The sequence below is a fragment of the Rossellomorea sp. LJF3 genome, from assembly GCF_037046045.1.
Classification (GTDB): Bacteria; Bacillota; Bacilli; order Bacillales; family Bacillaceae_B; genus Rossellomorea.
In genome coordinates this window covers 1-19,966 of sequence record NZ_JBANLY010000034.1, presented here as the reverse complement: position 1 = coordinate 19,966, position 19,966 = coordinate 1, and the positions used below count along the sequence as shown (strand labels likewise).

Annotated in this window: 21 protein-coding genes; 17 read left to right on the top strand and 4 right to left on the bottom strand. The window is 44.8% G+C overall.

Annotated elements, in window-relative coordinates; translation table 11 throughout:
• The first annotated feature begins 341 nt into the window (after positions 1-341).
• The 8 genes from V8G47_RS19765 (at position 342) to nikC (ending at position 9,477) form a co-directional block, all read left to right on the top strand.
• Positions 342-602, top strand: coding sequence for a YgaB family protein (locus V8G47_RS19765; protein WP_336201556.1), 261 nt, complete (start codon positions 342-344; stop codon positions 600-602).
• Between the two features lie 183 nt (positions 603-785).
• Positions 786-1,316: a nucleoside tri-diphosphate phosphatase gene (ntdP, locus tag V8G47_RS19760; RefSeq protein ID WP_034762875.1), complete on the top strand. Its 531-nt coding sequence runs from the start codon at positions 786-788 to the stop codon at positions 1,314-1,316.
• Positions 1,317-1,483: 167 nt separating this feature from the next.
• Positions 1,484-3,232, top strand: a complete 1,749-nt coding sequence (locus V8G47_RS19755) for an ABC transporter ATP-binding protein (protein WP_336201554.1) — start codon at positions 1,484-1,486, stop codon at positions 3,230-3,232.
• 306 nt (positions 3,233-3,538) lie between these two features.
• The gene (locus V8G47_RS19750) at positions 3,539-4,555 is read left to right on the top strand and encodes an ABC transporter ATP-binding protein (RefSeq protein WP_336201553.1); all 1,017 of its coding nucleotides are present in this window, start codon (positions 3,539-3,541) and stop codon (positions 4,553-4,555) included.
• Positions 4,530-5,495 carry an ABC transporter ATP-binding protein gene (locus tag V8G47_RS19745; protein ID WP_336201552.1) on the top strand — a complete coding sequence of 322 codons (966 nt, stop codon included), beginning with the start codon at positions 4,530-4,532 and terminating at the stop codon, positions 5,493-5,495. Before V8G47_RS19750 ends, V8G47_RS19745 begins: the two co-directional genes overlap by 26 nt.
• 74 nt (positions 5,496-5,569) lie before the next feature.
• Positions 5,570-7,159, top strand: a complete 1,590-nt coding sequence (locus tag V8G47_RS19740) for an ABC transporter substrate-binding protein (RefSeq protein WP_336201555.1) — start codon at positions 5,570-5,572, stop codon at positions 7,157-7,159.
• 389 nt (positions 7,160-7,548) lie between these two features.
• The gene (locus V8G47_RS19735; RefSeq protein ID WP_034762595.1) at positions 7,549-8,553 is read left to right on the top strand and encodes an ABC transporter permease; all 1,005 of its coding nucleotides are present in this window, start codon (positions 7,549-7,551) and stop codon (positions 8,551-8,553) included.
• Positions 8,554-8,580: 27 nt separating this feature from the next.
• Positions 8,581-9,477 carry a nickel transporter permease gene (gene nikC / locus V8G47_RS19730; RefSeq protein WP_034762597.1) on the top strand — a complete coding sequence of 299 codons (897 nt, stop codon included), beginning with the start codon at positions 8,581-8,583 and terminating at the stop codon, positions 9,475-9,477.
• A 45-nt stretch (positions 9,478-9,522) separates the two neighbouring features.
• On the opposite strand, the gene V8G47_RS19725 is transcribed toward nikC, so the two are convergent.
• Complete coding sequence (locus V8G47_RS19725) at positions 9,523-10,605, bottom strand: FUSC family protein (RefSeq protein ID WP_336201551.1); 1,083 nt, start codon at positions 10,603-10,605, stop codon at positions 9,523-9,525.
• A gap of 238 nt (positions 10,606-10,843) precedes the next feature.
• Positions 10,844-12,130, bottom strand: coding sequence for a glutamate-1-semialdehyde 2,1-aminomutase (locus V8G47_RS19720; RefSeq protein WP_336201550.1), 1,287 nt, complete (start codon positions 12,128-12,130; stop codon positions 10,844-10,846).
• A 198-nt stretch (positions 12,131-12,328) separates the two neighbouring features.
• Here V8G47_RS19720 and V8G47_RS19715 point away from each other — a divergent pair, with 198 nt between their 5' ends.
• The 5 genes from V8G47_RS19715 (at position 12,329) to bcp (ending at position 15,972) form a co-directional block, all read left to right on the top strand.
• Positions 12,329-13,339 carry an ABC transporter ATP-binding protein gene (locus V8G47_RS19715; RefSeq protein WP_336201549.1) on the top strand — a complete coding sequence of 337 codons (1,011 nt, stop codon included), beginning with the start codon at positions 12,329-12,331 and terminating at the stop codon, positions 13,337-13,339.
• Between the two features lie 48 nt (positions 13,340-13,387).
• Positions 13,388-14,179, top strand: a complete 792-nt coding sequence (locus V8G47_RS19710) for an ABC transporter permease (protein ID WP_336201548.1) — start codon at positions 13,388-13,390, stop codon at positions 14,177-14,179.
• A 3-nt stretch (positions 14,180-14,182) separates the two neighbouring features.
• On the top strand, positions 14,183-14,968 hold the full coding sequence (locus tag V8G47_RS19705; RefSeq protein WP_336201547.1) for an ABC transporter permease: 786 nt from the start codon (positions 14,183-14,185) through the stop codon (positions 14,966-14,968).
• Between the two features lie 61 nt (positions 14,969-15,029).
• The gene (locus tag V8G47_RS19700) at positions 15,030-15,434 is read left to right on the top strand and encodes an ion channel (RefSeq protein WP_336201546.1); all 405 of its coding nucleotides are present in this window, start codon (positions 15,030-15,032) and stop codon (positions 15,432-15,434) included.
• A 73-nt stretch (positions 15,435-15,507) separates the two neighbouring features.
• Entirely contained in the window at positions 15,508-15,972 is a 465-nt protein-coding gene (gene bcp / locus V8G47_RS19695; protein WP_336201545.1) for a thioredoxin-dependent thiol peroxidase, read from the top strand.
• Positions 15,973-15,991: 19 nt separating this feature from the next.
• On the opposite strand, the gene V8G47_RS19690 is transcribed toward bcp, so the two are convergent.
• Positions 15,992-16,126 carry a hypothetical protein gene (locus V8G47_RS19690; protein WP_336201544.1) on the bottom strand — a complete coding sequence of 45 codons (135 nt, stop codon included), beginning with the start codon at positions 16,124-16,126 and terminating at the stop codon, positions 15,992-15,994.
• Positions 16,127-16,200: 74 nt separating this feature from the next.
• Here V8G47_RS19690 and V8G47_RS19685 point away from each other — a divergent pair, with 74 nt between their 5' ends.
• The 3 genes from V8G47_RS19685 to perR all read left to right on the top strand — a co-directional run bounded on the left by V8G47_RS19685 (position 16,201) and on the right by perR (position 18,234).
• Entirely contained in the window at positions 16,201-17,151 is a 951-nt protein-coding gene (locus tag V8G47_RS19685; protein ID WP_336201543.1) for a D-2-hydroxyacid dehydrogenase, read from the top strand.
• Position 17,152: 1 nt separating this feature from the next.
• A complete protein-coding gene (locus tag V8G47_RS19680; protein ID WP_034762619.1) occupies positions 17,153-17,701 on the top strand; it encodes a cob(I)yrinic acid a,c-diamide adenosyltransferase in 549 nt (182 codons plus the stop codon).
• A 92-nt stretch (positions 17,702-17,793) separates the two neighbouring features.
• On the top strand, positions 17,794-18,234 hold the full coding sequence (perR, locus tag V8G47_RS19675) for a peroxide-responsive transcriptional repressor PerR (protein WP_371928721.1): 441 nt from the start codon (positions 17,794-17,796) through the stop codon (positions 18,232-18,234).
• 87 nt (positions 18,235-18,321) lie between these two features.
• Here perR and V8G47_RS19670 read toward each other — a convergent pair whose 3' ends face one another.
• Positions 18,322-18,672: a YgzB family protein gene (locus V8G47_RS19670; protein WP_034762624.1), complete on the bottom strand. Its 351-nt coding sequence runs from the start codon at positions 18,670-18,672 to the stop codon at positions 18,322-18,324.
• Between the two features lie 154 nt (positions 18,673-18,826).
• Here V8G47_RS19670 and V8G47_RS19665 point away from each other — a divergent pair, with 154 nt between their 5' ends.
• Complete coding sequence (locus V8G47_RS19665) at positions 18,827-19,693, top strand: nucleotidyltransferase-like protein (protein ID WP_261751582.1); 867 nt, start codon at positions 18,827-18,829, stop codon at positions 19,691-19,693.
• Positions 19,694-19,966: the final 273 nt, after the last annotated feature.

The window sequence follows — 19,966 nt, the reverse complement described above, 5'->3', positions numbered from 1 at the left end:
AGTGTGTTTTGATAACATTTTTATCCCCCACAAAAGCTTTATTCCTTTCTATTATACAAAAAAAGCTTGTAGACTTGGTCTAATTCTTAGACTTTGTCTACAAGCTGAGCACCCATTTCGATGGGTGCTTTTTCATTTTTGAGGGACGGACCTCTCAAAACAACACTCATAATCATACAAAACCTTATATAACAACATTTCTTCTCCATATAACCTCTAAAATGGAGGTCCGTCCCTCCATCGACAAAACTTTCATGTTTGTGACAGAAGTAGTCAAAGGGTTTGGGCTTAGAAGGAGAGAATGTGTTAGGAGAGCTTGTTTAGAGGAGTTGGTCGAAGTGATGCAGCAGCGTTTTAATGAGTTGGTTAATGTGCAGTTGGAGACGATGGATAAGTTGTTATATCTTCAGTCTGAGATAGAGCGGTGTCAGGAATTGGAGGAGGAATTGATTGAGCTTCAGGAGATGACGAAGGTAGAATCGATTCAGAAGGAAATCCTTAGGAAGAAGAAGGATCTCAGGGAAATCCAGAAAACCTTCCAAGAGCAGACCGATGAAGTGATCCGTTCTTATCAAAAAGAACAAAGCGGTGTCACATCATAAAATTAGGAGGAGTACCGCTTCCATTTCTATATTAGACCCAAGTAAAGATCGAATTCGGGCCATTCTTAAAGGATATTTTCCTTAAGGATAGCCCTTTTGTTTTAAATTTTCTGAGGAAACGTTATAATGATAAAATAGACAAGCATATATAAAGGTAATTCTGAAATGAAAGAAGGGGATACGATGGCGGTTCCCACTGAAGGAAAATCTGTACAAATACATAGCTTCAAGCATGATGGAAACATTCACCGCATCTGGAATGAGACGACGGTCCTGAAAGGGACGACCAATCAGATCATCGGTGGAAATGACCGGACGATGGTGACGGAGTCAGACGGAAGGACGTGGATGACACGTGAGCCGGCCATCTGCTATTTTCATTCTGAGCTATGGTTTAACATTATTTGTATGATTCGTGAGGACGGTATTTATTATTATTGTAATTTAAGCTCACCATTTGTATATGATCATGAGGCGATCAAGTATATCGATTACGACTTGGATATCAAAGTGTTTCCCGACATGACATATACACTGCTGGATGAAGATGAGTATGAAGCTCATCGAAAACTGTACGGTTACCCGGATGTGATCGATCATATCCTTAAGCGGAATGTCGACAAGCTTGTCCGCTGGATCAGACAGAGAAAAGGGCCTTTTGCCCCGGACTTTATCGATATTTGGTATGAGCGTTATTTGACGCACAGAGGGTAACTATAATTTTCAGGAAAGTTTTATAGGTATAAAAGGGCTGACCCGGTAAGGAGCAACCTTCTTCTGATCGAAGAGATCAGGAGGAGCTGCAGTGCTTCTTTCAGTACAGGGTCACCCCTTTTTATTGGGGTAAACTAATCACGTACATCTTAGAAAGGAGTAATCACTTGGACAGTATTAAACGGTACCTCCAGTTTGTCAAACCTTACAAATGGCAGATCATAGGTACATTAATCATAGGCATCATTAAATTCACCATCCCCTTATTGATCCCCGTATTAATCAAATATGTCATTGATGATATCGTAGGGGCTAAAGGACTGACAGCCGATGAGAAGACAAATCAGCTGCTCATGATCATGGGGATTATGCTCGTCCTGTTCCTCCTAGTGAGGCCGCCGGTGGAATATTACAGGCAGTACTTTGCACAATGGACGGGCAACAAAATCCTGTATGACTTGAGGGATTATCTTTTCTCGCATATTCAGCGACTCAGCTTTAAGTACTATTCGAATACAAGGGCTGGGGAAGTCATTTCAAGGGTCATCAATGACGTGGAGCAGACGAAGAACTTCGTCATCACCGGGCTGATGAATCTTTGGCTGGATGCGGCAACCATTGTGATTGCCCTGTCCATCATGTTTACCATGGACGTATCACTGACGCTTGTATCACTCATTGCCTTCCCGTTTTACGCTTTCTCTGTCCGTTATTTCTTCGGCAGGCTCAGGGGCTTGACGAGAGATCGCTCCCAGGCGCTTGCAGAAGTTCAAAGTCATTTACATGAACGGGTCCAGGGGATGGCTGTCATCAAGAGCTTTGCTGTTGAAGATTATGAACAGAAGCAGTTCCAGGAGCAAAATAATAACTTCCTGACGAAAGCGTTAAAGCAGACAAGCTGGAATGCAAAGGCATTTGCAGTCGTAAATACAATTACGGATATTTCCCCGTTGATCATCATTGGTTATGCCGGGCTGCAAGTGATCAATGGAGATCTTACCATTGGTACGATGGCTGCCTTCATTGCGTATATCGACCGCTTGTATGGTCCCCTCAGACGACTGGTGAACTCTTCTACAACACTGACTCAATCGATAGCTTCCATGGATCGTGTATTTGAATTCATGGATGAAAAGTATGATATCGATGATGAACCGGGCGCGGTTCCGTGTGAAAATGTACAAGGGGATATCCAGTTCAACAATGTCTCTTTCCGCTATGAATCGGATGAAGAGAGAGTACTCCGGAACCTCAACCTGGATATTAAGACGGGGGAAACCGTTGCGCTGGTCGGTATGAGCGGCGGGGGGAAATCATCCTTCGTCAGTCTGATACCCCGCTTCTATGATGTAACCGAAGGGGAGATCCTTTTAGACGGCACCGACATCAGGAAGTTCCAGGTCAGATCTTTGCGGGACAACATCGGAATGGTACTGCAGGATAATATTCTCTTTAGTGAGTCCGTCAAGATGAACATTAAGTTCGGTAATCCCGAAGCGACGGATGAAGAGGTCATCGAGGCGGCGAAAGCGGCGAATGCCCATGACTTCATCATGAAACTGCCCCAAGGCTACGATACCCGTGTAGGGGAGCGTGGCGTGAAGCTGTCAGGGGGACAGAAGCAAAGGGTGGCGATTGCAAGGGTATTTCTTAAGAATCCACCTATCCTCATTCTGGATGAAGCGACATCTGCCCTTGATTTAGAAAGCGAACACCTTATCCAGGAATCCCTTGAGGTCCTGGCAAAAGACCGAACGACCTTCATCGTGGCCCATCGACTCTCAACGATCACTCACGCAGATCGAATCATACACATGGAACACGGAGAAGTTGTCGAGATGGGGACACATGAGGATTTAATGAAGAAGCAAGGTCACTACTACAAGCTCTTCCAAGTGCAACAGCTTGACCAATAAGAATGAATGTCATGACATTTCACGATTTCTGTGATAAATGTCATGACTTTTTTTGTGTTTCTAAAAAACATATCAAACTAATTTCAGGTGTGTCGTGAATAAAGTAGGACTAAATAACTTTATATGGAAGGAATGAAAGGGTTAATTGGACATATATTGAATTGAAATGGGAATATCGACTTCTTGTAGAAAAATTCTGAAAATGGATTGCAACATTTGTAACATCTTGTATAATAAGAGACATATAAAATTTAGAAAATAAGCACAATTATGAAAAGAGAGATAGTTTTGAAGAGGAGGATATGAATGAGCGAACAGCGTCCTTTACTGAAAGTGGAAGATTTAAGGACCTCCTTTTTTACGGATGATGGAGAAGTTCCTGCAGTCGATGGAGTCAGTTTTCATGTGAACGAAGGGGAGGTGCTCGGGATTGTCGGGGAAAGTGGATGCGGGAAAAGTGTTACCTCCCTATCCATCATGGGTCTCGTACCGAAACCGCCAGGGAAAATCGTCGGTGGAAAAATTCTTTATAAAGATGAAGACTTGACACAGGCATCCGAGAAGCGGATGAGGGATATCCGGGGCAATGACATAGCGATGATTTTCCAGGAACCGATGACATCGTTGAACCCCGTCTTTACCATAGGAGATCAATTAATCGAAGCAATACGCATACATACGAAAGTAGGAAAGAAACAGGCGAGGGATAAGGCAGTCGACATCATGAAGATGGTAGGTTTGCCAAGGTCTGAAGAATTGATCAATGAATACCCTCATCAATTATCCGGAGGGATGAGACAAAGGGTCATGATCGCCATGGCGATGGTGTGCGATCCCCGCGTCCTGATAGCAGACGAACCCACAACGGCGCTGGACGTGACGATCCAGGCACAAATTTTAAAATTAATGAAGCGGTTAAATAAGGAACTGAACACAGCTGTCCTCCTGATCACACATGATTTAGGGGTTGTGGCAGAAACATGTGAACGGGTCGTTGTCATGTACTCAGGCAAGGTGGTGGAAGAGGGCACTGTTGAAGAAATCTTCAAGAACCCACAGCATCCATACACGAAAGGCCTGATACAATCTGTACCTGACATGCGCATCAAGCAGCAGCGGCTTCATTCGATACAGGGGAATGTTCCGAAGCCGGGATCGATCAAGACCGGATGCCGCTTTGCAGCCCGTTGTGACTTTGCCTTTGATCGCTGTTTAGTGGAGACACCGGAATTATATGAAACATCACAAGGACATTGCACACGATGCTTCCTGTTCGATGAAGCGGAGGAGGGAGTTTATGACGGAACCGTTGCTAAAGGTTGAGAATCTTAAGAAACATTTCCCGATAACAGGGGGGATCCTTGGACGACCTGTCAGTTCTGTTAAAGCGGTGGACGGGGTCTCTTTTACAGTCAATAAAGGAGAAACCCTTGGAATAGTAGGGGAAAGTGGATGTGGAAAGTCTACGACGGGCAGGATGCTCATGAGACTCATCGACCCATCCGAAGGAAAGGTGACATTTGAAGACCGTGAGCTTACGAGTCTATCAAACTCGGAAATGAGGAAGATTCGCCGGGAAATGCAAATGGTCTTTCAGGATCCCTTTGCATCCCTGAATCCCAGACATACGGTAGAGAAGATTCTCGAAGAACCACTCAAGGTTCATGGAATGGGTTCTGCCAAGGAAAGAAAGGAAAGGGTTCATGAACTCCTCAACATCGTAGGCTTAAGCAGCTATCATGCCAAACGTTATCCGCATCAATTCAGTGGAGGACAAAGGCAGAGGATCGGGATTGCCAGGGCGCTCATGACAAAGCCGAAACTCATCATAGCCGATGAGCCTGTGTCTGCCCTTGACGTATCCATTCAGTCACAGGTATTGAATCTAATGCAGGATCTACAAAAAGAATTCGGACTCACCTATATATTCATCGCGCATGATCTCGGTGTAGTCAGGCATATAAGCGACCGTGTGGGCGTGATGTATCTCGGGAAAATGGTGGAGCTGAGCGATAGTGAGAATCTCTATGAAAAGCCCCTACATCCATACACCCAGGCGCTCCTGTCGGCGGTACCCGTACCGGATCCGGATTTCAAAAGGGAAACCATTCTCTTACAGGGGGACATCCCGAGTCCGTCCAATCCACCGAGCGGCTGCACATTCCATACCAGGTGCCCGCATGCGACGGACATTTGCAAACAGAAAGTGCCAGAATTCAAGGAACACCAACCAGGGCATTATGTAGCTTGTCATCTTTACTAGAAGACAAGTCTCATAAGTATATAAACAATATTCAGGAGGGGATTTAGTTGAGGAAAAAAAGCTGGTCAATTTTAATGCTGCTCATCCTGCTCGTATCATCCGCGCTTTACGGATGTGGAGGAGATGAAAAATCTTCAGGTGACGGCGGCAACGGTGGAGATAAGGGAGATCCTAAAGTATTGATCTTCGGACGCGGTGGAGACTCTGTGGCTCTTGATCCGGGAACAGTAACTGATGGGGAATCATTTAAAGTAACGAAAAACATCTTCGAAACACTTGTTGAATTCGGAGAGCAGGATACAGAGGTAAACCCGGGATTAGCTGAAAAGTGGGAAGTATCCGATGATGGGTTGACGTACAAATTCATGCTGCGCGAGGGAGTGAAATTCCAGGACGGCACAGATTTCAATGCAGATGCCGTTGTGAAAAACTTCGAGCGCTGGATGAACGGGAATGCTGATAAGTTCCCTTACTACGGTTCTATGTTTGGCGGTTTTAAAGGTGATGAAGGTCATGTGATCAAAGAAGTGAAAGCGGCTGACGACATGACGGTCGAATTCGTATTAAAGCGCCCTCAAGCACCATTCTTGAAAAACATTGCCATGAGCCCATTTGCAATCGTAAGCCCGAAAGCAATTGATGAACTGGGTGACAAGCTTGCTGAAGCTCCGACAGATGCGGGGACTGGTCCTTTCAAATTTGTTGAGTGGAAGCGTAATGACAAAATCGTCATCGAGAAAAATGAAGACTACTGGGATAAAGATCTACCAAAATTAGATCAAGTCGTATTCAAATCGATTCCTGAAAACTCAGCCCGTCTGAATGCGCTGATTTCAGGTGAAATCGATCTTGCTGATGGTGTAAACCCAAGTGATGCAAGTAAAGTCGAAGGTGATGACAATCTGCAGCTATTCGAACGTCCATCCATGAACGTTGGATACTTAGGGTTAACATCAACACGTGAACCTTTCGATGATCCTAAAGTACGTCAGGCGATCAACTATGCCATCAACAAGCAGGAAATCATTGATGCGTTCTTCGAAGGAAAAGCGGAAATGGCGAAAAACCCGATGCCTCCGGTAATCGGCGGATACAATGATGATATCGAGCCTTATGAATACAATCCTGAAAAAGCGAAAGAACTTCTTGCTGAAGCGGGTCTTAAAGACGGATTTAAAATGGAACTATGGGCAATGCCTGTACCACGTCCATACATGCCGGACGGCCAAAAAGTGGCAGAAGCGATTCAAGCGGATCTAGCTGAAGTAGGAGTGAAGGCAAAAATCGTTTCTTACGAGTGGGCTACTTACCTTGAAAAAGCGAAAAACGGAGAAGCTGATGCATTCTTACTTGGTTGGACAGGTGATAATGGAGATGCTGATAACTTCCTATATGTGTTACTTGACCAAGACAATATCGGAAGCAACAACTACTCTTACTACAAAAACGATGAGGTACACAAAATCCTGATCGATGCCCAAACAGAAGTAGATCCAGGAAAACGTGAAGAGCTGTACAAGAAAGCCCAGGAAATCATCCATGAGGATGCTCCGTGGGTACCACTTGCTCACTCTACACCACTGCTTGCAGGAAGCGCAGCACTTAAAAACTTCAAGCCGCATCCAACCGGTTCCGACTGGTTAGGCGCAGTAGACATGGAGTAATAAGCACCAAACCAAAGGGGAGACATCGCAGATTTCTCCCCTTTGTACATAGAAAAGCGGAGGGGCTTTGCTCAGAGGCGACAAGCATAAGTCCAGTCCACTGGAAAGGCGGCTTTTGCCTTTTTGGTGGACTGGACTTATGACCTCGAGCCTCTAAGCCCCGCAGCTGGACAAAAAGAAAAGCGGAAGCGGCTTGATCAGCCCCGACAAGCATAAGGCGAGCTTGCACAAAAGGCGGTCTTTGCCTTTGGGGCAAGATTGACTTGTGACCTCGAGGGGCTAGCCGCAGAGCTGGAAAAATAGAAAAGCGGAGCCGACTGTTCAGCCCCGACAAGCAATCTTATTATTTTTTATCGAAATCAGAATCTCCACTCAGAGAGGTGAACAAAATGTTCCAATACACCATTCGTCGACTACTGCAGCTCATTCCGGTATTACTGGGGATGACTCTTATCGTTTTCTCGATCATCCGTGCCATTCCGGGAGATCCCGCTCAGGTGATACTGGGGCAGCAGGCTACGAAAGAAGCCGTTGCAGCATTAAGGGATCAGCTCGGTCTCGATAATGCCTGGTATATCCAATACATTGATTATTTAAAAGGTTTATTGACCGGGGATTTAGGGAGTTCCCTACGAACAAAGACGGAAGTTTCAACCGAAATCTGGCCTTATCTGGCAGCTACAGCTGAGCTTGCCATCGTCGCCATCATCATCGCGATTGTCATAGGTGTGAATGCAGGGATCATCAGTGCATGGTTCCAAAACTCCTGGTTCGACTATACGGCCATGATCCTGGCTCTTATCGGTGTTTCCATGCCGATTTTCTGGTTAGGACTGATGGAGCAATGGACATTCGGCATTCAGCTTGACATCCTGCCAACAACAGGAAGGGAGAATATACGGAATCCCGTTGATTCAATAACCAACTTCTATATCCTCGATACGATCATGCAGGGGCGTTTCGATCAGCTTGGTGACGTATTGAAACACATCATTCTACCGGGGATTGCCTTAGCGACCATCCCGATGGCCATCATTGCCCGGATGACACGCTCAAGTATGTTGGAAGTTATGCGTTCGGATTATATTCGTACAGCTCGTGCCAAGGGATTGAAAATGTTCTGGGTCGTGTACAAGCATTCTTTGAAAAATGCCATCATCCCGGTTCTGACGGTCATTGGTTTACAGATGGGTCTTCTACTGGGTGGTGCGATCTTGACCGAGACCATCTTCGGCTGGCCTGGGATCGGACGTTATATATACGAAGCGATCGGTTACCGTGATTACCCAGTCGTTCAATCCGGAATACTGGTTGTCGCCACAATCTTCGTCACGATTAACTTAATTGTCGACTTACTGTATGCGGCTGTCGATCCGCGTATTAAATACAACTAACATCAATGAAGAAAGAGGTGAACTCTCATGGCAGAATTAGCAGAACCGCAAAAGGAGCTTCATCCTTCCCTGGAAGAAGAAACGGTCTCTCCCTGGAAGGAAGCCTGGAAAAGCTTCACAAAGAATAAAATTGCTTTAGTCGGATTTTGTATTGTCCTTTTCTTTGTCATCCTGGCGATTGCAGCACCACTCATTGCACCGCAGGGGATCAACGAGCAGGATTTATCCAAGCGACTGCAGGCCCCGTCTTCAGAACATTGGTTAGGTACGGATGATTTTGGACGGGATATCTTATCACGTATCATCCATGGTGCGCGTATCTCGTTATGGGTCGGCTTCTTCGCCGTCATCGGTTCTTCCGTGATCGGAAGTTTACTGGGGATCGTAGCGGGTTATTATGGCAGATGGGTCGATACGATCATTTCCCGTATCTTTGACATCATGCTTGCATTTCCAAGCATCCTGCTTGCGATCGCTGTTGTGGCAGCCCTTGGGCCGTCACTCCGAAATGCCCTGATCGCCATTGCCATCATCAATATACCGAATTTCGGTCGACTCATCCGTTCACGGGTACTGAGTGTGAAGCAGGAAGAGTATGTCATGGCTGCAAAAGCAATCGGGATGAGCGATTTCAGGATTCTCTTCAGTCATGTACTGCCGAATAGTATGGCTCCGATCATCGTGCAGGGAACACTTGCCATTGCGACTGCCATCATTGAAGCGGCAGCACTTGGTTTCCTTGGTCTTGGAGCACAGGCACCTGAACCTGAATGGGGGAAAATGCTCTCCGATGCAAGACAGTATATGCTTCAGGCGCCTTGGACGATGATCTTCCCTGGCCTCGCCATCATGCTGACGGTATTAGGCTTCAACCTGATGGGGGATGGACTACGGGATGCACTGGATCCGAAAATGAAAAACTAATAAAAAGCGGAGCAAAGGACATCATCCTTTGCTCCGCTTTTTCATTTATTCTTCTTCTTCCCCGATCGTTACTTCGTTATCTTCTTTATGATACGACTGAAAGCTTGTAATCAGTTTTTCCAAATGCTCGAGATGCTCGTCGTATTCAAAAATAGCAGAGAAAATATGAAGCAGATGGAAATTATGGATGTTGTCATCCTTTGTATGATGATTGACCTCTTCAAGCATGATCCTCATCAGCTCTTTCCGGTGCAGGCATACATCCTGCTGGGCTTCCGATTCTGCATGGGGATGCATCTTGCCGAGGAACTTCAATAGTAGCTGTTCATGATAGGTCAGTAAACAATCAAGTTGATTCTTAATGACGAGCCGCAATTCGTCGGGCAATTGATAGATTTCGTTTTCATAGCGATTCAGGCGCTTCAATATCTCGAAACTGCGATTGGTCGAGGAAATCATTTGTCTGAAGATCACGAGCTTCCGGCTTTTGACAATCGAATTTTTCTTAAAATAATCCCGTTCCTCTTTATATAGAAGATACAGTTGGTCGACCTTTATCAACTTTTCTTTAATGCGTTCCAGGTCCTTTTTCAAGAGGTGGAACTCCGTTGCATGCCTCATACTTAACCTGATCCACTTCAGGATTTCCTCTGTTGAATCGGATACTTTATGATAAAGCTTGGTTTCATATTTTGGCGGCAGGAAGACAAGATTCACCAGGAATGATGAGAAGACCCCGATCATAATGGTGGAGAAACGGATGAATGCAAACTGGATGAAGTCCTGATCCGTCACTTCCATGATCGCAATCATCGTCACCAGTGCAAGACCGATTGTGTTCTGCAGCTTTAATTTTAGAATGATAGCAATGGCGATAACAGCAGCAAGACCCACAATCAATGGATTGCTTCCGAATAATAATACAAATATGACGGCAATCCCGGCACCGATCAGATTTCCCTGAATTTGTTCGATAATGGATAGATAAGAACGATAAATGGTGGGCTGGACGGCAAAGACCGCCGCGATTCCCGCAAACACCGGAGAAGGTATGCCGAGCAGCTGGGATACAAGTAAAGCTATTACAATCGCAATTCCCGTTTTAAGGATGCGAGCACCAAGTTTCATGGAATTAGAATCCTTTCTTGTGTAACGTTTTTATAAACAATACTGTACTATACATGTACTTACAAGTAATATCAATAGGCAAATTCGAATAAGTTTTTACAAAATATGTACCTTTTTGTAAAGGGGAATAAACAATCGTTCTTCCACAAAAACCATAGATATGCGATAAAGTAGAGAATTAGTATGGTAGATCAAAAAAAGACTGCACGCTTATGGCATGCAGTCTTTTGATTGTGTTTTACAGCTGTGCAAAGGCACGGTCTACAGCTTCGAGTGTTACCTTGATATCCTCTTCAGTATGGGCCGTCGTCAGGAACCATGCTTCATATTTAGATGGGGCAAGATTGATGCCCTGATTCAGCATAAGTTTGAAGAACTTGGCAAACATTTCTCCATCTGTTGCTTCAGCCTGTTCATAGTTCTCCACTTTTTCAGTTGTAAAGTAGAGAGTGAGGGCTCCCTTCAGCCTGTTGATGGAGATCGGGGTGTTATGTCTTTCTGCCGCAACTAAAATTCCCTTTTCAAGCATCTCCCCAAGCTGATCTAATTTCTCGTACACGCCATCTTCTTTTAACACTTCGAGACATGCGATGCCTGATAGGATGGAGGCCGGGTTTCCGGCCATCGTTCCAGCCTGGTAGGCAGGACCAAGTGGTGCCACCTGTTCCATGATTTCTTTCTTCCCGCCGTATGCTCCGATCGGAAGTCCTCCGCCGATGATTTTGCCGAGTGCAGTCAAGTCAGGTTTTACCTTCAGCATGTCCTGGGCCCCGCCGTAAGTGAAGCGGAATGCTGTGATGACTTCATCATAGATGACAAGGGAATTAGAGGCATGGGCGATATCGTTCACCTGCTCGAGGAAGCCTTCCTTCGGTTCCACGATCCCGAAGTTTCCGACGATCGGTTCCACCAGGACAGCAGCGATTTGATCTCCCCATTTTTCCATCGCTTCTTTAAATGGCTCGATGTCATTAAATGGAACGGTGATGACCTCCTGTGCGATGCTTTTCGGAACCCCTGCAGAATCCGGGGTTCCCAGGGTAGACGGACCGGAACCGGCTGCAACCAGCACCAGGTCCGAATGGCCGTGGTAACAGCCCGCGAACTTGATGACTTTGTCTTTACCTGTATAGGCTCTTGCCACACGGATCGTGGTCATCACGGCTTCTGTACCTGAATTGACGAAGCGGACCTTGTCCATGTAAGGCATGGCTTCTTTGATCATTTTCGCAAATTTCACTTCGTGGCGGGTAGGAGTTCCATAAAGGACACCGTTTTCCGCGGCTCTTGTGATTGCTTCGGTGATATGAGGGTGGGCATGTCCCGTTATGATGGGACCGTATGCCGCCAGATAATCGATATACTTGTTCCCGTCCACGTCCCAGAAGTATGCGCCTTTTCCTCTTTCCATGGCAACAGGCGAGCCGCCGCCAACTGCTTTATAGGAGCGGGATGGGCTGTTCACGCCTCCGACTATATGCTCCAATGCTTCTGTATGTAAAGTTTCTGATTCAGTGAATTTCATATTTTCCTCCCGGTAAATGTGTATTTGTCTATAACTACCCTTCTATTGTAGTACGGTCTTTTCCACTTTAGCAAATAGGGAATCAATGGGTGTACTAATTTTCAAGCAGACTGTTCAAAGAGAATCAGCTCACTGTGGTACACTATTCTTTGTTTCTTAAAGACAAACCTATTTTATAAGAATGTGGGAGGACGCAAGATGAACGCAATCGAAGTGAATCATTTGCGTAAAGAATTCAAGGCTTTTTCCAGCCGTTCAGGGCTGAAGGGTGCCTTCAGGGATTTATTTACGCGTAATTATAAAGTCGTTCCTGCGGTGAACAATATTTCATTTAATGTGAAACAGGGTGAGATGGTCGGTTATATTGGTGAAAATGGGGCCGGAAAGTCGACCACCATCAAAATGCTGACGGGGATCCTGACTCCGACCGGGGGAGAGTTAACCGTCAATGGGATGAATCCCCATCGGGACCGGGAGAAATTCGTACAGACGATCGGTGTCGTATTCGGCCAGCGTTCCCAGCTCTGGTGGGATATTGCCGTGCAGGAGTCCTTTCAACTGCTGAAAAAGGTGTATAAAGTGCCTGATCAACAATATAAGGAGCATATGGATCATGTGATTGAAACCCTGGATATCGCCCCTCTCCTGGACAAACCTGTCCGTAAGTTATCCCTGGGTCAGCGGATGCGCTGTGAACTCGCCGCCGCCCTGGTTCATAATCCACCACTGCTCTTCCTGGATGAACCGACAATCGGACTCGATGTCCTCGTAAAGTTGAAAATCCGTCAGTTCTTAAAGGAAATCAATGAGAAATACAATACAACCATTTTACTTACGACCCACGATTTATCCGATATCGAAGCCCTGTGTGAACGGGTCGTGATGCTCGATGAAGGGAAGATCATTTACGATGGTGAACTGAGTCGGCTGAAAGAAAACTGGGGAGATCAGAAAGAAGTCGTCTTTCAATTCCTGGAAGAAACCTCTCTGTCTGCTTTATCCGCTCTTACTAGAAACCGGAGCATCTCCTGGAGTTTTGATGAGAAAAAACAAACCTATGCTGCAATAACCGAAGCCGATGAGGAAGTCATCTCACAGCTCATTACAGATGTCGTGGCAAACTTCAAAGTGAAAGATATGAAGATAGAAGAAACGACTACTGAGGAGATCATCCGAAACATCTATGAAAAAGGGGCTGTGACAAGTTGAGTGGTGGAAAACAAGCTGTGATTCTGCTCGTGTGCGGGGTGAAGGGTTATGGCTAAGTATATCGAAATGATTCGCATCCGATTTCTGATGATGCTTGCCTACCGCACGAATTATTATAGTGGAATCTTGATTTACAGTATCAATATCGGTGCGTACTATTTCCTGTGGCAGGCCATTTATGGCGGAAAGCAGGATATCGAAGGATTATCAATCATTCAGATGACCACCTATGTGGCCGTATCGTGGATGGCCAGGGCATTTTATTTTAATAATATTGATCGTGAAATTGCGCAGGAAATCAAAGAGGGGAAAGTGGCCGTTGAATTCATCAGGCCTTATAACTATCTCGGCATGAAGACGATGCAGGGACTGGGTGAGGGAGTCTTCCGCCTGGCGTTTTTCTCAATCCCCGGGATGATCATCGTAAGCCTGATTTTCCCGCTTCAAATCGGGACGGGTTTTGATACAATCGGTTTATTCGCCATTTCGATCCTTTTCAGTTTCATCATCAATACCCAAATCAATTTGCTGACAGGGATCACAACCTTTTTCTTATTTAATAACGACGGTCTCATCAGGGCCAAACGGGTCGTCATCGATTTATTCTCGGGACTTCTTCTTCCGATTCACTTTTTCCCCCTGTGGGCGCAAAATGTGATGGAGTATCTGCCGTTTCAAAGCATCAGTTATGTCCCGAGCATGATTTTCACGAATGGCTTTTCCACGTCGGAAGCCTTCAATGCAATCATGATGCAGGGCCTTTGGTCGCTGCTTCTCCTTATACCGATTAAAGTGCTTTGGGTCATGGCAAAAAAACAAATGATCATACAGGGAGGGTGACCGATGTTTTATGTGAAGATGTTTTTTCAATATGTCGCCCAATACATGAAGATCAGGCTGCAGTACCGGGCCGATCTGATTGTCGAGATATTATCAGATTTACTGTTTCAAGCTGTCAATCTCGTATTCATCCTTGTTGTTTTCGGTCACACACAGCTGTTGAGCGGATGGACAAGGGATGAAATTATATTCATCTATGGATTTTTTCTTGTACCGTTCGCCCTGTTCAGTTCCTTCTTCAACATCTGGGACTTTAACGACCGGTATGTAGTGAAGGGTGAGTTCGACCGGATCCTGACGAGACCCATCCACAGTTTATTTCAAGTGATATTGGAGCGGATGGAGCTGGAGTCCCTTTTTGGCGTCATCACGGGAATGGCCGTCATGTACTACGCAGGTGGGAGGCTTGATATCACCTTCGAATGGTATGAGCCGGTTCTATTCATCGTATTTGTCCTGGGGGGAGCTCTGGTCTATGCGGGGATCTTCATTGCTCTTGCAAGCATTGCGTTCTGGTCGGATGCGAAAACGTCCATCATGCCGATGATGTACAATATCGGAAACTATGGAAGATATCCGGTTGATATTTACAATAGCGTCATCCGATTTGTGCTGACGTGGATCCTTCCTTTTGCGTTCGTTGGCGTATATCCATCTGCCTTCTTTCTTGAAAAGACGGAATGGTACCCGTATTCGTTCCTGACTCCATTTGTCGGAATCGGTTTTTTCATTTTCTCCATCGTCCTTTGGAATGAAGGTGTGAAACGATACAGGGGTGCAGGTAACTAGAATGATTCCACGATGACAAGCGTACATATACTAAGACAAGCAGAAAAAAGAGGGTATGTACATGCTTTATATCATTGGATTTTTCATTCTATTTTGCATGGTCATGAGCCTGCGGGCATTATTTTATCCTTCACGATGGAAAGAACACCATGTTTCCCTTCATCATTTTCTCTTTTTGGGGATGTGTTACATCACGATTATGATCGGGTTCGGGCTATTATTCATGCTCCTTGAGCTCGAGGGCATCCAGATTCTTGTCGAGGCAGGGAGACCACTTTCCGGAGACTTCCTCGATCATTTTTTTACTACTATGTATTTCAGCGGCATTACCCTTTTCTCAGTGGGATATGGAGATGTAACCCCTGTTGGGATCGGGAGGGGGATCGCCCTTATCGAGTCCTGGCTTGGGTATACGATACCGGCAGCCTTTGTCGTGAAGTCCTTTTTACACTATGAGAACAAGTAGCGTATGGTTTGAGTTTTTTCCTCATATTGGGTACGCTAAAGTCAGAACGATAACCATTAGGAGGGGAAGATGTATGACAGTTGGTCAAAAAGCACCTGAATTTGAATTACTGGCAAGCAATGGAGAAAAGGTGAAGCTATCTGATTATCAAGGGAAAAATGTGGTCCTTTATTTTTATCCGAAGGACATGACGCCGGGGTGTACAACAGAAGCGTGTGATTTCAGGGATCAGCATGAGAACTTTGAAGATCTTGATGCCGTCATCCTTGGGGTGAGCCCGGATCCCGTTGATAAACATGAGAAATTCGTGGAGAAACACGGACTCCCGTTCCTCCTGCTGGTAGATGAAGATCATAAAGTGGCGGAGGAATACGGCGTGTGGAAGCTGAAGAAAAACTTCGGGAAAGAATACATGGGAATCGAGCGTTCCACCTTCATCATTGATAAAGAGGGGAACCTCTCCAAGGAATGGCGGAAGGTGAAAGTGAAGGGGCATGTCGAAGAAGCTCTTCACTATATTCAAGAAAACCTTTCCTAAGCCTATTTTCAAGCCTATTTTAACGGGTTTGAGGCTTTTGTCCATTCACAAAAGCTGGAAGGACATATAGTAAGAGTAGGGCAACCTCCTCAAATAAGTCAGTCTCATCCGTGTAGAAGGATCGACCAGGTCGATCCTCTTTTTTTATGCTCATGGGGATGCTTGAAACTAGGGAGAATCCTTTCCTATATGGTAAAATAATGGGCAATAGGGATGGGAGGCAGCTACATGAAAATCATCTTTACATTTCAACCGAAAGAAGAATTCGTCTCAGATTTAACGAATAGCTTCCCCGGGGTTGAGTTCCTTTTTTATAAAAAAATCAACCAAGCGGAAAGTGAGCTTCCCGATGCGGAAGTGATCGTCACGATGGGGGAAGATTTAACGAGTGATCATATTGAAAGAAGCAAGAAATGCAAATGGATCATGGTCACTTCGGCGGGACTCGAAAAAATGCCGTTAGAAGCAATTAAAAGAAGGGGGATCCTCGTCACCAATGCAAGGGGAATCCACAAGATCCCCATGGCAGAGTTTACGATCGGCTTGATGCTTCAGCATGCAAAACAGCTTCAATCAGTATGGGAGCAGGAGAAAGATGCCGTGTGGAGCAGAAGGTTACCTACCTCTGAACTTCATGAAGCTTCTCTCCTTATTCTTGGAGCGGGAGCCATTGGAGGGGAAATCGCCCGACTGGCAAAGGCGTTTCAAATGAACGTAAGTGGAGTGAATTCTACCGGCTCACCCGGAAAGCATTTTGACAGCATGTTTACCTTGGAGACCTTCAGGGATCAGCTCCCCGAAGCCGATTACATTGTCTCTGTGCTTCCAAGTACGAACCGGACAAAGGGAATAATGGACGTCGATCATTTTGTACAGATGAAGGATTCTGCTGTATTCATCAATATTGGCCGTGGAGACCTTGTTCGAGAATCCGTCCTTCTTGAAGTAATGGAAAAGAAGTTGATTCAACATATGTATCTGGATGTATTTGATCAAGAGCCGTTAGCTGAACTTCATCCTTTTTGGAAAACGGAAGGCATTACGGTGACACCTCACCTTTCAAGTATTACAAAAAAGTACATGCCAAGGGCACTTGAAATCTTTAAAAAGAATTTATCTACATATAGTAATAAGAGGGATAACTTTATTAACGTGATTGATGCAGAGAGGGGTTATTAAAATGAAAATTTATACGAAATCTGGAGATAAAGGGACGACTTCCCTGGTATATGGAACCCGCGTATCGAAAAAGGATCAACGTGTGGAGGCGTACGGAACATGCGATGAAGCGAACTCCATGATAGGTCTTGGTCTAAGTTATATCAAGGCTGAATATTTTGATGGTAAAGAAGAATTCGAAGAGTTTCTTCACAAGGTGCAAACGATCCTTTTCCATGTCGGGGCCGAACTTGCTACTCCCGCTGGAAAAGAAGTGAAATGGAAGCTTGATGAAACACATATCAAGGAGTTGGAAGATCAAATCGATAGGATGGACGGATCTCTCACACCTCTCAGGAACTTCATCCTTCCCGGTGGTCAGCCGGCCGGTGCCGCCCTGCATACTGCAAGAACGATTGTCAGGAGAGCCGAAAGAGAAGCTGTAGGAATTGATGAAGACATCAATCCATTAGTCCTTTCGTATCTGAACCGGCTTTCTGACTACCTCTTCGTAGCAGGCAGATACATCAACCAGCAGCTTGGTGAGCAGGAGAAAAACCTCCACGAGTAGCAGGGTGAAAGATTGACAAAATGGACCGTTGATTAGTACACTATTTATAAAGATTATAAAATAATAATTCTTATGAAAAGAGGTGCATGACGATGTCTGAAGAAGGACAATTGAAAGAAGCGATTTCGACATTGAAGGAAACGGGAGTCCGTATCACTCCTCAACGTCATGCGATATTAGAGTATCTCATTGATTCAATGGCCCATCCAACTGCCGATGACATATATAAAGCGCTCGAAGGGAAATTCCCTAACATGAGTGTGGCGACCGTTTATAATAATTTGCGTGTATTCCGTGAAGTAGGTCTAGTGAAAGAACTGACATACGGAGATGCCTCCAGTCGCTTTGACTTTGTGACGACCGATCATTATCATGTCATTTGCGATGGCTGCGGTAAAATTGTAGACTTTCATTACCCTGGACTTGATGAAGTGGAACAACTGGCTTCCCATGTCACGGGATTCAAGGTGAACAACCATCGGATGGAAATCTACGGCACATGCTCTGACTGTTCTGTTAAGGAGACACATTAGATAAGAATGGTTCTAAATTAGAACCATTCTTCTTTTATTTACGCATCAACAAAAGACCTTCCGTTGAAGGTCTTTTCTCATTCAGTTTTATCTTTTCCTTTTATTATAGTCCTCATCGAATTCTTCACCTTCAAGGTTCGGATCAAGAGTCAGGGGCTCGTTGCAATACATGCACATATCGACCCGCCCAAGGACCTTGGTGACCTTACCGCAATTGGGGCATGTTACCTGTACGGCCTTCGTGGACAGCATCCCGATCCAGAAGTAGACAACCGTACTTCCGATGATTCCCAGAAAACCCAGTAGCATGAATGTTGTCATAACCCATGGATGTTCTCTAAAATATATACCGACGTACATAATGATAAATCCGATGAAAACTAAACTTAAGGCAAACGTACGGATTTTATTAATCTTACTTGAATATTTCTTAGCCATTTGTTTGTCCCTCCTAAAAAAATACTATACCATATTTGTTGGTAGTAGAGGGATGCGAAACCATTTTGTCGAAAAATGACTATATTCAGAGAAGGAAATCCCCTTTGAATGTCGAAATAGTAACCAACCAATGAGTGATGTGGAGGAGTATGAAATGGAAGACATTTTACGACCGATATACCAAGAGCGTACAAGTCACCCCAATACTTTAGGAGCGCTTCTAATAGAACAAAGCAAGAAATCCAGTCCCTTGACCGATACCTTTGATATTGTCCTGTTCCTTATTGTGAAGGAAGCGGAAGAGCCTGTGTTCATCAAGCATTATTCTTATAAAGAACAAAAGGCAGCGTTACATATCGTGACAGAAGCCAAGCTGAACGAGTGGATCTTACTCGGATCCAACCGGAAAGTGATCGATTGGCTGTTCAATGGAAAAGTCCTGTTTGACCGCAACGAGTTTATCCAGAATCTTAAAACGGAGTTACGAGACTTCCCTTTCTATGGCAGAAAGATCAAGATGGGCATGGAATTTGCCAAATTGATCCGCCGATATATGGACGGTAAAGAATTCTTTGAAAGCAAACATTATTTGGATGCTTACAATCACATCGTCCACTCATTGCATCATTTAGCGAGACTGGCAGTCATTGAAAACGGGTTCCATCCAGAGGTAACCGTATGGAACCAGGTCAAGCAAATAGAACCTGAGATTTATAAACTGTATGAAGAGCTCGTCACAAGTGATGAAGAAATCGATAAACGGCTGGAGCTCTTGTTCCTGGCCAGTGAGTTTCTCATCCACTCAAGAACGAAGGTTTCGACTGAACATCTATTGGACATCCTTGGCCAAAAGGAACACTGGACGTTCCAGGATCTTCTTAATCATTCAGAAGCAAGACAATACTCCGTTGATTTAAGTATGCTCATCGAATACTTAACGGATAAAGGATTTGTTGAAATCGTCGATGTAGAGACGAAAGGGCAAGGGATTTATCATCGCTATTATCGTGCAGCGAAATAATTATAGTAAAATATTAATTTTTCGTTGACTTCAATTTGATACCTTGGTATATTAGTAATTGTCGCTGCTGAACGACGGCAACGAGCGGTCAGTGGCGACTTAAAAAAACGAAAAAAGTTGTTGACAACACAGTGTCAACTTGATAAGATTAAAAAGTCGCTTAAACGAAGCGCTTACACATTGAACCTTGAAAACTGAACAAAACAAGACAATACGTCAACGTTAATTCTAGATTTATTTTTAAAGAGCTATTCAAACTTTTATCGGAGAGTT